At 64.1% G+C, this 12,649-nt stretch carries 13 protein-coding genes; 5 read left to right on the top strand and 8 right to left on the bottom strand.

The features are described from left to right. The first annotated feature begins 474 nt into the window (after positions 1-474). Entirely contained in the window at positions 475-801 is a 327-nt protein-coding gene (locus G6N42_RS26560; RefSeq protein WP_163735064.1) for a hypothetical protein, read from the top strand. Positions 802-1,045: 244 nt separating this feature from the next. On the opposite strand, the gene G6N42_RS26555 is transcribed toward G6N42_RS26560, so the two are convergent. From G6N42_RS26555 to G6N42_RS31755, 4 genes are all read right to left on the bottom strand, one after another. After that, the gene (locus tag G6N42_RS26555; RefSeq protein WP_163735059.1) at positions 1,046-1,456 is read right to left on the bottom strand and encodes a hypothetical protein; all 411 of its coding nucleotides are present in this window, start codon (positions 1,454-1,456) and stop codon (positions 1,046-1,048) included. 19 nt (positions 1,457-1,475) lie between these two features. Continuing rightward, complete coding sequence (locus tag G6N42_RS26550) at positions 1,476-2,534, bottom strand: hypothetical protein (protein ID WP_163735056.1); 1,059 nt, start codon at positions 2,532-2,534, stop codon at positions 1,476-1,478. An 876-nt stretch (positions 2,535-3,410) separates the two neighbouring features. After that, complete coding sequence (locus tag G6N42_RS26540) at positions 3,411-4,130, bottom strand: NrtR DNA-binding winged helix domain-containing protein (protein ID WP_163724429.1); 720 nt, start codon at positions 4,128-4,130, stop codon at positions 3,411-3,413. 50 nt (positions 4,131-4,180) lie between these two features. Then, entirely contained in the window at positions 4,181-5,404 is a 1,224-nt protein-coding gene (locus G6N42_RS31755) for a contact-dependent growth inhibition system immunity protein (protein ID WP_434059599.1), read from the bottom strand. A gap of 335 nt (positions 5,405-5,739) precedes the next feature. On the opposite strand from G6N42_RS31755, the gene G6N42_RS26525 reads away from it, so the two are divergent. Next, on the top strand, positions 5,740-7,182 hold the full coding sequence (locus G6N42_RS26525) for a DUF3375 domain-containing protein (protein WP_163735050.1): 1,443 nt from the start codon (positions 5,740-5,742) through the stop codon (positions 7,180-7,182). A gap of 131 nt (positions 7,183-7,313) precedes the next feature. Next, the gene (locus G6N42_RS26520) at positions 7,314-7,655 is read left to right on the top strand and encodes an ester cyclase (RefSeq protein ID WP_232076353.1); all 342 of its coding nucleotides are present in this window, start codon (positions 7,314-7,316) and stop codon (positions 7,653-7,655) included. A gap of 9 nt (positions 7,656-7,664) precedes the next feature. Here G6N42_RS26520 and G6N42_RS26515 read toward each other — a convergent pair whose 3' ends face one another. After that, positions 7,665-8,456 (bottom strand): bestrophin-like domain, encoded by a 792-nt coding sequence (locus G6N42_RS26515; RefSeq protein WP_163735047.1) that lies wholly within the window; start codon positions 8,454-8,456, stop codon positions 7,665-7,667. Between the two features lie 116 nt (positions 8,457-8,572). On the opposite strand from G6N42_RS26515, the gene G6N42_RS26510 reads away from it, so the two are divergent. Continuing rightward, positions 8,573-9,055: a hypothetical protein gene (locus G6N42_RS26510; RefSeq protein WP_163735044.1), complete on the top strand. Its 483-nt coding sequence runs from the start codon at positions 8,573-8,575 to the stop codon at positions 9,053-9,055. Positions 9,056-9,072: 17 nt separating this feature from the next. Here the strand turns inward: G6N42_RS26510 and G6N42_RS26505 are convergent, their stop codons facing one another. Then, a complete protein-coding gene (locus G6N42_RS26505; protein WP_232076709.1) occupies positions 9,073-9,339 on the bottom strand; it encodes a hypothetical protein in 267 nt (88 codons plus the stop codon). 400 nt (positions 9,340-9,739) lie between these two features. On the opposite strand from G6N42_RS26505, the gene G6N42_RS26500 reads away from it, so the two are divergent. Next, positions 9,740-10,441 carry a DUF4194 domain-containing protein gene (locus G6N42_RS26500; protein ID WP_163735038.1) on the top strand — a complete coding sequence of 234 codons (702 nt, stop codon included), beginning with the start codon at positions 9,740-9,742 and terminating at the stop codon, positions 10,439-10,441. Between the two features lie 10 nt (positions 10,442-10,451). On the opposite strand, the gene G6N42_RS26495 is transcribed toward G6N42_RS26500, so the two are convergent. Next, positions 10,452-11,000 carry an LppA family lipoprotein gene (locus G6N42_RS26495; RefSeq protein ID WP_232076351.1) on the bottom strand — a complete coding sequence of 183 codons (549 nt, stop codon included), beginning with the start codon at positions 10,998-11,000 and terminating at the stop codon, positions 10,452-10,454. Next, positions 10,997-12,643: an alpha/beta hydrolase gene (locus G6N42_RS26490; RefSeq protein ID WP_163735037.1), complete on the bottom strand. Its 1,647-nt coding sequence runs from the start codon at positions 12,641-12,643 to the stop codon at positions 10,997-10,999. The genes G6N42_RS26495 and G6N42_RS26490 overlap by 4 nt, the downstream gene beginning before the upstream one ends. Positions 12,644-12,649 lie beyond the last annotated feature (6 nt).

Raw genomic sequence — 12,649 nt, 5'->3', positions numbered from 1 at the left:
GAGGTTGGCCAACCGGCGAGCTGACCATTATCGAGATCTGTGGGCCCTTGCCTGCCAAGGCCGAAGAAGTCATTGCGTTCCTGCGCTCAACTGGCGAACGCCCTGGAACCAGTACACCGACATTTCCATGTCGACGTACACCTAGTCCTCTCGCGGTATGAGGCGGTACGAGTATGTCTGACTTTGATGTCGGTGCTCGGGGCTCTTGACGCCCGGCCGAGTACGCCGTCGCGTGATGCCGTAGCCCACCGCATCACGTGGATCTGAATCGCCCCTCAGTTGAAGGCGGCGAACTCAGTATCGGTGGGACACGCCAGGCATGCGTCGGCTACCCCAGGGCCGCTGGAGGTGCGACCGCGGCCTGCGTAGACTTCTGCCCACCCACACCTCGAGGTGATTGAGTTAGTTCTGATGGGAGACATGACATCTCGCGCATTAATAGTGACGTCAATCGCGAGCGCTGCCCTGATAATCGTGGCTTTGGCACCCGCCGACGCCAAACCATTCGACGAGTTCGCGCTGGAACCAATCGGCGGCGCAGGGATCGACTGTGGACCCGCTCCCCAGATCAGTACTCGGCCAGACATGAAGTTGTGGAACTATGATTCTGCCGTCACGTCGTGCACGGACGCGGTCGCGATACTCGACGCCTTCGTCGAGGCCGAGGAGAAATACTCCACCATCGGCGCGTGGGACTGCGGAATCAACGGCGCCGCCGAGGCCGAACGGACCGGAGTTCTGCTCAAATGTGTAGGCCCGCGTGGACCATTGCACGCGTTGCAGGTCGAGGCACCGCTCTAGAAGTGCGTGCCGCGCGCGCAGTTGGCATCAGCCGAGGCCTGGCGGGGTAAACACAAATTTTGCGCCCGACGCCTCATTCTCGCAATCGATGTCCCACCAGTAGCCCATGCTTGCCTCGCCAGCGGTCACGCCCTGACGGCGGTCGGTGTGTACCGGTGTGGCGTAAGGGTATTTCGCTAGCCCTGTCTGCGAAGCGGTGCCCAGGGCTGGGGCGTACGCGACTCTGCCTCAGCCTTCATTGATGTCAATCGGACGACATCGTCTTGGCGACCCGCTCACCTTGGTCCGTAAGACCTAGCCATATGGAGTAGTCCCAAACTGCTGGCTCGTCATAGTGCCGGATGAAGCGATCCGATAAACGCACCATGAGCGAGTCGACGGAACCATCCCAGGCGGGGAACTGGCCGTCTTCCCCAGGCAGATCTCCGATTTCCATCAGTCCGTCCTCTAGAACCGACCGGATGGTTGCCAGCACCAGTTTCTGGCGCGCGGCGTCAGCATCAGCCAGACCGAGTGAGGAGGCCAGCTGCTGCACCTCTGCCATCGACACCCAATCCTCGAGTCCGCTTGCCATCAGTTCCCGGCGCAGCAGATCCTGTTCGCACGCTTCAGCTTTGCCATCGCCCTCGCGTGTGGCACCGTCCGCGTCATTCACGATTACCTCCGCACATCGCTTAAGCCATGTTCCTGGGATCGGAAGGATCCGGCGGACGAACGGCATCTACGAAGTCTTGCAGAATTCCCAGTTCACCGCCGCTACGCCTGAGTTCTTCAGGAGATATCGGAGTACCCCATGCACTGTCCGGCTGGTCGGTCGACCCGGCCGGACCCTCGACGAGAGCATCCGGCACCGCGCCCCCCGCCTCGGGGTTGATGTGAATCTTCCAGTGCTCCCCGCTGTCGAGACTGATGTCGAGCGACGGCCCTTGCGTCGACTTCGAAGCGAATCGTTGACCAATCCCGCTGCCGTCGGGCAGATCCTTCCAGATGCCCTTTGTCGGACCGCCGTACCGAGCTGGGTTTTCCACACCGCCCTGCCCCATCCATGTCCACAGCGCCTGAAGGTCTTCGGGTGACCGGACTTCCCTGATCCAGCGGCGACTCCCCTCCGGGAGCTGCTCGAGCACACTACGGATGTCATCAGCCGACGGACTGGCGCCTCCACTGCCGGTCTCCTCGTTTCCCGGTGCAAACTCGTGGTCAACCATTTGGATTGTGTCGCTGCGGTTGTCCTCAGATGTTCTCCATGACAGCGGGATCATGCCTTCAAGTTCGGCGGCACCGGCCTGGAGTTTGGCGCCGATCTCGGCGTCTTCGGACGCCAGGACGCCGGCGCGCATCGCGATGTAGGCGCGGTGCTCCTCCGCGCGCGACTTGCGAGCCAGATACACGTCAGTCTCGCCGGTGGTGTATCGCCGCATGTCGGTGACAGTCAGTGCGTCACCGACCTTGAAGGCGTCGCCTTCGGCGTCGGCAATCGCATCCAACACTCGGTCTCGGGCTTGGCTCAGGTGCTGTGCACCCAGATTGACAAGCTGTGCCATGTTCCGCATGTGATCGGCCGCCCGGTAAACAACGCCGCGGTCTGCATAGCTGGCTTCACGAGCAGCGTCGGCGGCATCACCCTCCCACGCCGTTCCACCGGGTGCAGACATCGCCTGGACGTAGGTATCGGCGCCCGTCTCGATCCGGTTCGCGGCTGCGCAGTAAGCCGCTGCCGACGAAGACAGCACATCGATTTCCTCAATCCAACCTTCGATGTCCGTCCGCGTTGGGAGGCCACCACTGGAATCAGACGCAGCGTAAGGCTTGGCCGCCGGGGCTCTGCGAAGATCGGCTGCCAACGTGCTCACACGGAGGCATCTCTGACGCGGGAAGCCGAATCGTCATCGCCGCTCAGGTAGCCCATCGCCGCGAGTTGCAGTGACAAAGCACGACTTGAATAGCGGCTCGCGCATGCCGCACCAAATGAGTTGATAGCTGCGGACACACGGGCAGCGCCGAGACTCGATGACTTTCCACCGATCGGATGCGCACTACCTACAGCAGCGGACTCATCGGCGCGCCGCGTGACGGTCCCCGAAGCAGCGATCAGCCCGTAGGGATCGACAGTGAGCCGGTCAGACACTCTTACCCCCGTGCGATGAACGTCCTCACCATCTTATCGACGCAATCACGTGCTGAGATGCACATTTTTCGGCGCCAGCCGGCTCCAACCGATCGAGCGGCCCCCGTGCCACGGATCGGAGTCGGACGACCGGCATCAAGCGAGCCTGCCCTGCGAGGATCTTGGTGTTGTCAGTGCCGGCTGATAAGACTTCGTCGTCCGCATTCGAATGGAGGAAATGGTGGCGCACAGTCCCGAAGTGAAGGTTGTCGGTGACCGCTTGGTCTTGGGCCCAGTCTCGGTGGGGCTTCCAGAGGACTCTACGTATTCCGGAAACCGGATTGCACCCGCTTCCACCCAGTCTCGGCCAGTTTCCCTTGCGCCGGGTGGCGGACTATCCCGACAGCGCGCCGTCCGAGTGGCTGGCACATGGCGGTGTCATGCTGCCCGTGTACCAGGAGCACCGCGGAATAGTTTGCAGGATTGATGTTGGCGATACGGACTACCCGCTCCGTCGGAACAGCTCTGCCGGGCGCCCTCTACCTCGGACCGTCGTGGAGCCCGTCGCCGCGAGATGCGGTTCCATCGTTCGCCGAAACGTGTCGCGCTGAACGGCCTTTCCGGCGATGGCCTCGTGCACCAGCCGGAGGTCGCGGAGCGTGAATTCGTCACCAAGAAGGCCGGCCGAATCCGGCTTGTCGAGGTAATCGGCGCGGACGTGATCGACCGCCCGCTTGCTGATGCCTTCATGACCCCAAGGCAAGCGCCCGGGACTGTCAACCGGGACGAGCCTGGTCGCATCGGCTAGCCGCGCCTTCAGTTGTTCCAGACGCACCACGAGACGCTGCATCTGGTCCCGGTAATCGGCGAACGGGCGCCCATGACCGGGACCGTCCTCAATATCATACTTAGAGAACGCAATTGAGGGCCCGGCGGGGTTCACCACGATTCCGCTGTACCCGTCCGTGCGAACCATCTCCAGCACCTCGAGCGTGCTGCGCGCGAAGACAGCATCCGATGGGTTGAAAGCGATGACCTCCGGGCGCTGGTTAAACCGACTAGGGCGAATGAGCCGTCGGCCAAGACAGTCGAGCGAACCCTGACCTTTCCCGGGACGGTTCTCATCCGTGGTCAGCAGCAGCGGGCCCTCCGCCAGCAGCACTTTCAGGACATCCCGCCTTACGAACTGATACAGGTACGCCGAGATCGAGCCGACGTTCATCGCCGTCCGACGCAGGCGATATTGCAATCCGTCACAGCCGACGGGTCGTCTCAAGTAGTAGAAGGGGTAGCACCACCGTCAATCGCAGCGGAGTGCTGGCGCAGCCGCGCGGCGACCTGCCCGAGCCACACCTTGTAGGTGATTTCAGGTAGGGGGTAGTAATTGGCACCCATCGTGCGCGTCACAAGTCGTTCGGCATCGGGTTCGGTGCACTCGCCAGCCAGGTCATCGATTTCCTGGGACAACGTGCGAAGCAACTCCGTAGAGGGTTGTTCGTCCTCAACGTAACTGTCGACAACCCCTTGCCAGTCAGCGGCCTCCAGAACCCAGTCCTCGTGGAAGTATGCCCCGAAAAAATGGCGTAAGGGACCTGATACCGAGTGCGCGCTCACGGATTGACCATTCCTGTTAGTACGTACCATCCGCCGGATCCATCGGATTTGAGGATCATCTGACGCTTGACCCCGGTACCGGGGCGTCGGATCCTCGCGCCAAAACCGATCCGCCTTCAAACGGTGCAACCAACTCGAGTTTTCCCTTCGCTCCGTTGGCAATCCAATCATCGAACACGTTCTTGTTGTGGTTGAGTGCGGTTCCAAGTGCAGCAGCGGCCTCATCGACCGACCCGAACGTCGATACTTGTCCGAGTCGAGGGTATTCATCCAGTCGTGCGGAGAGGTCATCGAAGGTCCGCCGACGTGACGCTCGATGAGATGTCCACCGTTGGTTTCACTGGTCTGTAAGAGCGAACTAGCATCCTCGAAGCCGAAAGAGCCCGTAGCACCTGCGTCGACACCGTCGCCACCGCGCGAGCTAGGTCCCTCTGGCGTCTGGTCAACGTGTGGAGTCGAAGGCGCATCGGGAACGTGATGTGCTCCCGAACCAGCTGCATCGAGACCGTCGTCTAGGTGGCGGGTGGCGTTGAAGCCATCAACAGCGTGTTCGATACCCTCGGTTACGAACTTGCCGCCAGGGATGGGTGCCGCCCCGGCGACGTCGAGCACCGCTCCAAGGCGATCCTCGGCGGAGTGTTCGCTCCAGTTGGTGAACACGTCGATGTTGTGGGCAACGTCGGGGATGAGTCCGAGACTGCCTTCGCTCAAGGCGCGGCTACCTTCGGCGAATGCCGACGGTTCTTGCGGAAAGGCCTGAACATCAGCGTTCTCGGGCAGGTCAGGAATCGGCACTGCCCCGCGAACGACCTCACCTGCCGCTGCATTGAGATCCTTCAGAATCTCGGTCTGACTGGTCACGTCAATGCGCGCATCGATCAAAGCCTGACCCAGAGCTTCGAGCCGGTCGCGGCTAGGACCAGCTCCGGGCCCCGCGGCCGCGGCCTAGGCTAGAGCGTCATCGAGTGCGTCTTGAGCGGACGCGACGTTCTGGTGCGCGGCATCCACCCTGACCTGCTGCTGGCCGACTACCGACGGATCGGCACCGACGATGAAAGCTTCCAACGGATGCTGGGTGTAGCGCCGGTCCCCGCCCTTGCCGCAAACGCCAGCAGTACGAGAATTCCCCGTCGACACGGCCCGTCGCCACGCCGGACATGTCGCCCCCGTGCCCTATGTTGGTGCCTCCGGACGAACTCAATTAGATAGAGGGACGGGTGAACGAGAACGCGGCGTTGTCAGCTTCCAACCTCCTCGAGCTCAACCGCGACCTGCAAGGCTCGCGCGCCATCCGCCTGCTCGCCGCCACCAACCTCAGCCTCTACGCGATGCTCATGGAGCGTCACCTCTCCGACGGCGCCGTCCCCGAGACCGAGCTCGTCGTCCGCCTCGAGCGCGACCTGCAAGACCTCGACGACGCCCAGTCCGGCCTCGCCATGATCAAGTCCTGGGCCGCCCAAGGCTGGCTCCACCGCATCGTCGACGAACGTCACGACCAGAACGTCTGCTACCTCACCCAGGACACCCGCCGCGCACTCGACTTCCTCCGTGGCATGCGCCGCCAGGACACCATCGCCACCGGCGGCTCCATCACCGGCATCGCCTCCCGCCTCAAGCAGGTCGCACTAAGAGTCGACAACGATCCCGCCCGCGTCCGCAAGCACATCGAAGCCGAAATCGCCGCCCTCCATGAGGAACTCGACCAACTCGACGCCGGCCAACGCCCCCAACCCGACGTCACCGACTGCTACGACGAGGCCCGCGCCATCGCCCTGCAGATGGAACGCCTCATCACCGACATCGGCCAATACGGCACCATGATCGAGCAGGCCACCGCCGCCCTCGACGAACCCATCGACTCCAATACGCAATACCGCGACCGCCAGCGCCAGATGTACACCGACTATCAGACCGCCTGGGACTCCCAAGGCCGCGACTCCCATCGCGCCTTCCTGCGCATGATCAACGACCCCGACCAGCGCGCCGAATTCGAGACCGACGTCGCGGCCGTCGCCGAAGCCCTGCCCGCCCTCGACCCCGCCCTGCGCAAGGTCATGGCTGGCTTCTTCGAACTCGTCGGCCACCAGATCGACGAAGTCGAACGCATCCAGCAGCGCTGCGCCCAACGCGTCAAACGCTTCACCGCCTTCGGCACGATGGAGCAGAGCCGCGGCGTCGCCCGCCAACTCAACGAGGCCATCGGCGCCGCCCGCGCCCTACTCAAGTCGAGCTTCACCGACTCCCGCCTCGACATCGACGTCCCCCTGACCCGCCATGCCATCAGTTCCGTTGGGGCCCTTAGCTTCAAGATCGGCGACCTGTCCAACCCGAAACCGGCCGAACACGCCGCGAGCGATGTCGACCTCACCAGCTTTGCCGCTCTCACCACCCAGGTCGACGCCCCCGCCATGTCCGACATGCTCAACCGCGCCCTACGCGACGGACCCGTCGACCTCCCCGACGCCGTCGCCATGCTCGACACTGCCTACCTCGGCCACGTCATCGTGCTGTGGTCCTGGGCCCTGACCCAGCCCAACCCACAAGAGACCGAATCCACCACCGTCCGCTTCCGCTCCCTCGACGGCCGCGACCGCGAAATCGCCGTTCCCCGTTTGACCTTCACCGAACCCATCACCACCCTCGCGGGAGCCGCTTCATGACCACCACCGAGGCAGAACGCATGCGTCCGAAACCCCGCGGCGGCGGTGTAACAGGGGGATCGTTAGCCGCATGCGGTCAACCATGATTGTCGACGCGTTCTGGGAAGAAGTCTGGAACGCACACGACCCCGATGCCGTCGACAAGTTCGTGTCCGGCGACGTCGTCATCGAGGCGGGCGGCCAGGAGATCACTGGCAAGGAAAAACATCAAGAACTGGGTCAAGCAGTTCCTCGACCACGTCGACGACCTGCACGTCGACACCATCGAGACCTTTCAGGATGAGGGCGGGACCCGCGTCACCTCGCGATGGGTCCTGACCGGTGCCAACAACGGCATCCTCGGCACCGAACCCAACGGCAAGCCCATCGCGCTCACCGGTAGCGCCGTGTGGACGGTAGAAGACGAAAGGCTCACGCGCGGCTGGGTCGAGCAGGCCTCGTTCGAGCTTTATCACTACCTCCTCGCGAAGTAGCGGCCCGCGTCATGACCCGCGATCGATCGAGTCGAAAACAGTCAGCGACTGCTCGAACGGTTCGGACGTGACTCCCAGATAGTTACCGAAGGGATGATCGAGCCAGAACACGACGAACAGCAACAGGCCCAGTAGCACGGCGACCGCTCCCAGCAGCCCGACATGCGCCCGCACGCTGCCCAGTCGCATGAAGCCGCCGAGCCCCAGCAGCACGACACCGCCGAAGAGCAGCCCGGTCCACAGCAACCCCGGAATCCGCGGTTTGGCGTCCAGAATTCGCTGATTCCGCTGCGAGGCCAACGTGCCCAACTGATCTAAGAACTTCTGGCTGATCGGGCTCGTCGCGACACTGGACTTCTCGCTGCCGAGCAGCCGGTACATGTCGTTAAGTGCGTCTCGCGCGCCTTCGCTGCCGGTGCGGGCGTCTATCGCGCTCTGCCATTCCGGGCCTGCGACCGAGTCGGTGTATTTGCGCAGCAGCACCCGCATCTCGGACTGTTCCGGGACCGGCATGCCGACGGTCTGCCGGTACATCGTGGTCAACGTCGACGCCTCGTTGGACACATTGGCCGACGCGGACGAGAACTGCTCCCACGCGACCACGATGACGAATCCCAGCAGCGCGCCATACACCAGCCCGACACAGGTCAGAAACGGCGACAACGCCCCGTTGTGCCCCTCGGCCACCGGGTCTGGGAGCGTGCGATACGCCAGCCATATGCCGCCGGCCGCGATGGCCACCGCCGCGATAAGCGAGAGGGCCAAGAGCACCCAGAGACCCGCTATCCCGAAATCGCCCACGGGTTCCCTCCACTCATCGACGACCTGAAGCTGGATACCCCCAGTAGACGCACCGTAGTCGCCCTGAGGCTGCCGAATTGGCCGTCTGCCGACGTGGCCAGTGGTAGGGAAGATGAGTGAATGTTGCGAGTTGGAGCGTGGGCCTTGCGCTCATCGTGCTGACCATCGCCATCCACACCACCGCTGTCGTGGTGATGGCCTTCGGCCTGGAAACCAGGGTTCGGCCCCGCGGTGACAAACACAACCCTGACCGGCTGCGGGCGGTGTCGACCACGATCGGCCACATCAGTGCCGTCGCGCTGATCTTGGCAGCGCTGCATGCGCTGGAAGGCCTCCTGTGGGCGTTGGCATATTGGAGCCTCGGCGCGCTCGACTCGCCGGCCGACGCGTCCGTCTACGCCTTGGCGACCTTGACGACGTTCGAGGTACCGGGACTAACGGCGCCCGCCCGCTTTCAGATGTTGAGTGCACTCCAAGCGGTGAACGGTGTGCTGCTGTTCGGCATCAGCACGGCGTTTCTGTTCGCGGTGATACAGGTCCAATGGCGACTGCTCTTTCACCGGCGCCAAACGCTGGACGACCGCACCCAAACTCTTTGAGCAAGCGTCGGCTGCCGTCACCGTGCTGCCTTCGCGTAGATCACCCGCGTTCTGAAGACAATGTCCTGCAACGATCTTCGCCGACGATCAACCACGAGCCAGAGCAGGCCCATGGTCACCGCACCCGCGGTCGATCCGGAGACCGTCCAGCATCCCGTCAGATACAACACCGCAGCGGCAAACGTCATCACCGTCGAGAACAGGGCGTTGAGCGACGGCCTGCTGAATGCCGTCGGCGAATAGACCAGCCTCGCCACCACCAGGCCTCCATACAGCACGCCCATGATCAGCAGCACCACCACCAGGTAAATGACCGCCGCCAATCCCCACCGGGTGTTTCAGGGGTCGGCGTCGGCGGCCATCACGGATGGTAGTTCTCGCGATGCACAAATCTGGCGCAACGGCACTTGCCGCGCCGTAAGCCGGCCCCTTTCGCCACACCGACCCATGCGCCTCAGTTGTCACAGCGGCACCATCTGTTGCCGGCTCGGCGCAATGCGTTGGGAGCGTGGACATTCCGCTGACGTCGGCAAACCGGCACGTCAGGAATTCTGCGCCGACACGACCCGTGTCGCGCTCGAGATGTCGGGACCGTGCCCTATGTTGAAGCGTCCGACAAACTACGGATTGAGGAACGCAGGTGCACGACGACAAGGCGGGGCTATCGCCGGCAGGAGCGACACGTTGACCACCATCGACGACGCCGACTTCGCCGCACTGTCCGAGCTCCCTCAGGTCGACCAACAGACCGCCCGCCCCGTCGGCGCCCGCCGCCCCCGCTTCGACGGCGACGTCTCCGAACTCCCCGACCGCGCCTGCTGGGCACTGCAGCACCTCCTCACCCGCCGCTACATCAGCGCCGAGGCCGACGCCGACGTCTACAGCTGGGTCGTCGAATACCGCAAGGAACTCGCCGTCCGGCTCTCCGAACTCGACCTGATCCTGCGCATCGTCGACGGCAGCGACATCGCGTTCATCGAACAGGCCCGCTACGAATCCGCCAGGGGCATCAAGGTTCTACGCCGCGAACCGCTCGGCACCTACGACTCCATCCTCGCATTGCACCTCGCCCAGATGATGCGCGCCGCCGCCGGTCAGAGCGTCCTCATCAGCCGCGAGGAGATGCACGGCCTGTTCTCCGGCGTCCTCAACGACACCGACCGCGACGCCGTCACCTTCGCCGGCCGCATCGACGCCGCCATCGCCCGGCTCACCGGCCTGGAGATCCTGCGCAAGAGCCGCGACGACGAGGACAGCTACACCATCTCCCCCGTCATCACCGCCATCATGACCGCCTCGGTCATCACCGAACTACAGCAGCAATTCGAACAGCTACTCAACGGCGACGCACCCGCCGACGATGAGGCACCTGACGAGGACGGGTAGCCCGATAGACCTACTTGTCGGCCTCACTCAGCCGGCAGTCGGACTTGGCTGTGAGTGTCGACGCCTTCTGGGTGCCCAACCGGAACTCGACCCCGTCGGGCCCGGCGATGTAGACGTCGTGGTCGCCGGGATTGTCCTTGAACGTCCCGAACTCCGACGCTCCCACTTGCGCGGCACCGTCTTTCACGATCTGTAGCGCCTGCGGCCACACGGCATCCGAAATCGGGCCACTGAAGACGGCCATGACGTACGCCTGCTTGGCGCTCGTCGAGGCATATTCGCCACCGCAGCCCACCCACGTGTTCTGTTCGATGTTGAAGGTCGTGCCCGGCGTCAGCGCAGCGATGTCGGTGGCCATGTTCTGAACCGCCGCTTGATATTCCGTCTGCGCGGCTTCCAGGGAAGGTTTGGACTGCAGCTCCTGTTCGAGCTGCGCCGATTCGGTTTCGGACACGCTGGTGGACTCTCCTCCCGTACTCGTCGATGCGTCGCACCCGGCGGCACCGGCCACGCAGACCAGGCCGAAGGCCAAGCCCACGAACATCTTTCGCAGTGTCATCGAAAGGGAACCCCCGGGATCAATGGTGGTGTCGGCGGCGCCACGGGCGGCGGTGGCGGTGGCGCAAGGACCTGGTTGTCCGGCAACCCGGCCACCACCGCGGCCAAGTTGTAGCCGGACATGCGCAACTGGTTGTCGCTTCCCAGCCGGGCGTAATCGGAGTGCGACTGAACGCCCTCCCGGACGACTCCGCCCGGATCGGGCCCGGCCGCCGCCGACAGTTCGGGGAACATCCCGTCGTACGGGTTGACCCCCCACCCGTGCAGCGGTGCCAGCTCCGCCACGACGCCTGAGATCGGATCATCCATCCCGCGCATCACATAAGCATGCCCTGCGCCGAGCCCCAACTGATCGGAACTCGTCAGCTCCAACCCCGGTGAACCGTAAAACACGACGTCGTTGACGGGATGCAGCCCTTGGGCATTGAGCTCCTGCAGGGCCAACGATGACGTCAACGAGCCGTAGGAATGCCCGAGCAACGTGAGGTGACCGTCGGGGTTGTTGGCGCGGACCTGTTCGAGATACGACGACAGACTGTCCGCCCCCAGCCGGGCCTGCCCGTCCCCCATGGTGGCCAAGGCATCCGCCGGGCTCAGCGTGTTGATCGGGTTGGGCGGCGGGTCGTAGCCCATCCAGGCGATCGTCGCCGCCGAACCGGGCAGGCCGGCGTTCCTCAACTGGCGCTCCGCTTCGAGTCGGAGGTTGGACGCCTCGGTGACCATGCCGGGCAACGTATCCTTGGTGGTCGACCCGATGCCGGGAACCGTCACCGAGACGTTTTGCGCCGTATCGGGGTTGCCCACCGCGACCGCGGCCAGCACCGGCTTTCCGGTGCCGGTGCGCGGATCGAAGACGGTCAGGTACGTCTCGGGCGCCTTCCCCAGGGCGTCATGAACCGCGTTCAATTGACTCAAATACCCTTTGGCACCGTCCAATTCGCCCGTGAGATCGTTGAACCGATCCATCGTCTCCGCGCTGTGGTCGCCCGTCGTGTACGCCTCCCGCGCCAGCTCGTCGATCTGACGCTGCACCTGGTCCACTCGCGCCTGCGTGCTTTCGCGCTCGCGCTCCAACGCCGCTTCGTTGGCGTCACTGGCGACCTGAGTCGGTGTCAATCCCTCCGCACCGACCGGCGGACCTTCCTGCGGAATGGGCGTCTTGCCGGTCGCCATGTTGATGGCGTTGGCCAACTCGTCGTCGATGCCCGCCGCCTCGGCCAGCAGCGCGGTGAGTTGCGGTTGCAGCTCCGCTTCGGCCTGGGCCACATCTGCCTCGGTCAGGGTCGAACCTGCCGCGGGGACAAAGGAATTGGAGGCCGCGTCGAGTTCCATCCCGAGCTGATGGGCACGGTTGCGCAGATGGGCCAGCTTGCCCTTGAGTGCGTCGATGTCGCCGGCCGCCCGGTCGGCCGCCCTGGCCACCGCAAGCGCTTCTGCGCCGTGGGCGTCGAGGTCCTTGCGCGTCTGGTCGATGGAGTCCTTCGCGGCTCGAGACGCGTCGCCTCCCCACCTCTCGAAGGCCGGGAGTTGCGCGATGCCGTTGGCCGCTTCCTGCGCCGCTTCGGCGCGACTGCGGGTGGCGTGAAACACCTCGCGGACATCGCCCGCATCCCAGCGATCGATATCGGCGACGGAGACGGTCACGGCGGC

It is taken from the genome of Mycobacterium gallinarum (genome assembly GCF_010726765.1).
Taxonomy (GTDB): domain Bacteria; phylum Actinomycetota; class Actinomycetes; order Mycobacteriales; family Mycobacteriaceae; genus Mycobacterium; species Mycobacterium gallinarum.
This window is presented reverse-complemented; position numbering and strand designations above follow the sequence as displayed.

What these genes read in the sequence shown, in the direction of transcription:
- G6N42_RS26520 (WP_232076353.1), top strand. Translation starts at nt 7,314, where the DNA reads ATGCCGTCGACAAGTTCGTGTCCGGCGACGTCGTCATCGAGGCGGGCG.
- G6N42_RS26540 (WP_163724429.1), bottom strand. Translation starts at nt 4,130, where the DNA reads ATGAACGTCGGCTCGATCTCGGCGTACCTGTATCAGTTCGTAAGGCGG.
- G6N42_RS26495 (WP_232076351.1), bottom strand. Translation starts at nt 11,000, where the DNA reads ATGACACTGCGAAAGATGTTCGTGGGCTTGGCCTTCGGCCTGGTCTGC.
- G6N42_RS26505 (WP_232076709.1), bottom strand. Translation starts at nt 9,339, where the DNA reads ATGGGCGTGCTGTATGGAGGCCTGGTGGTGGCGAGGCTGGTCTATTCG.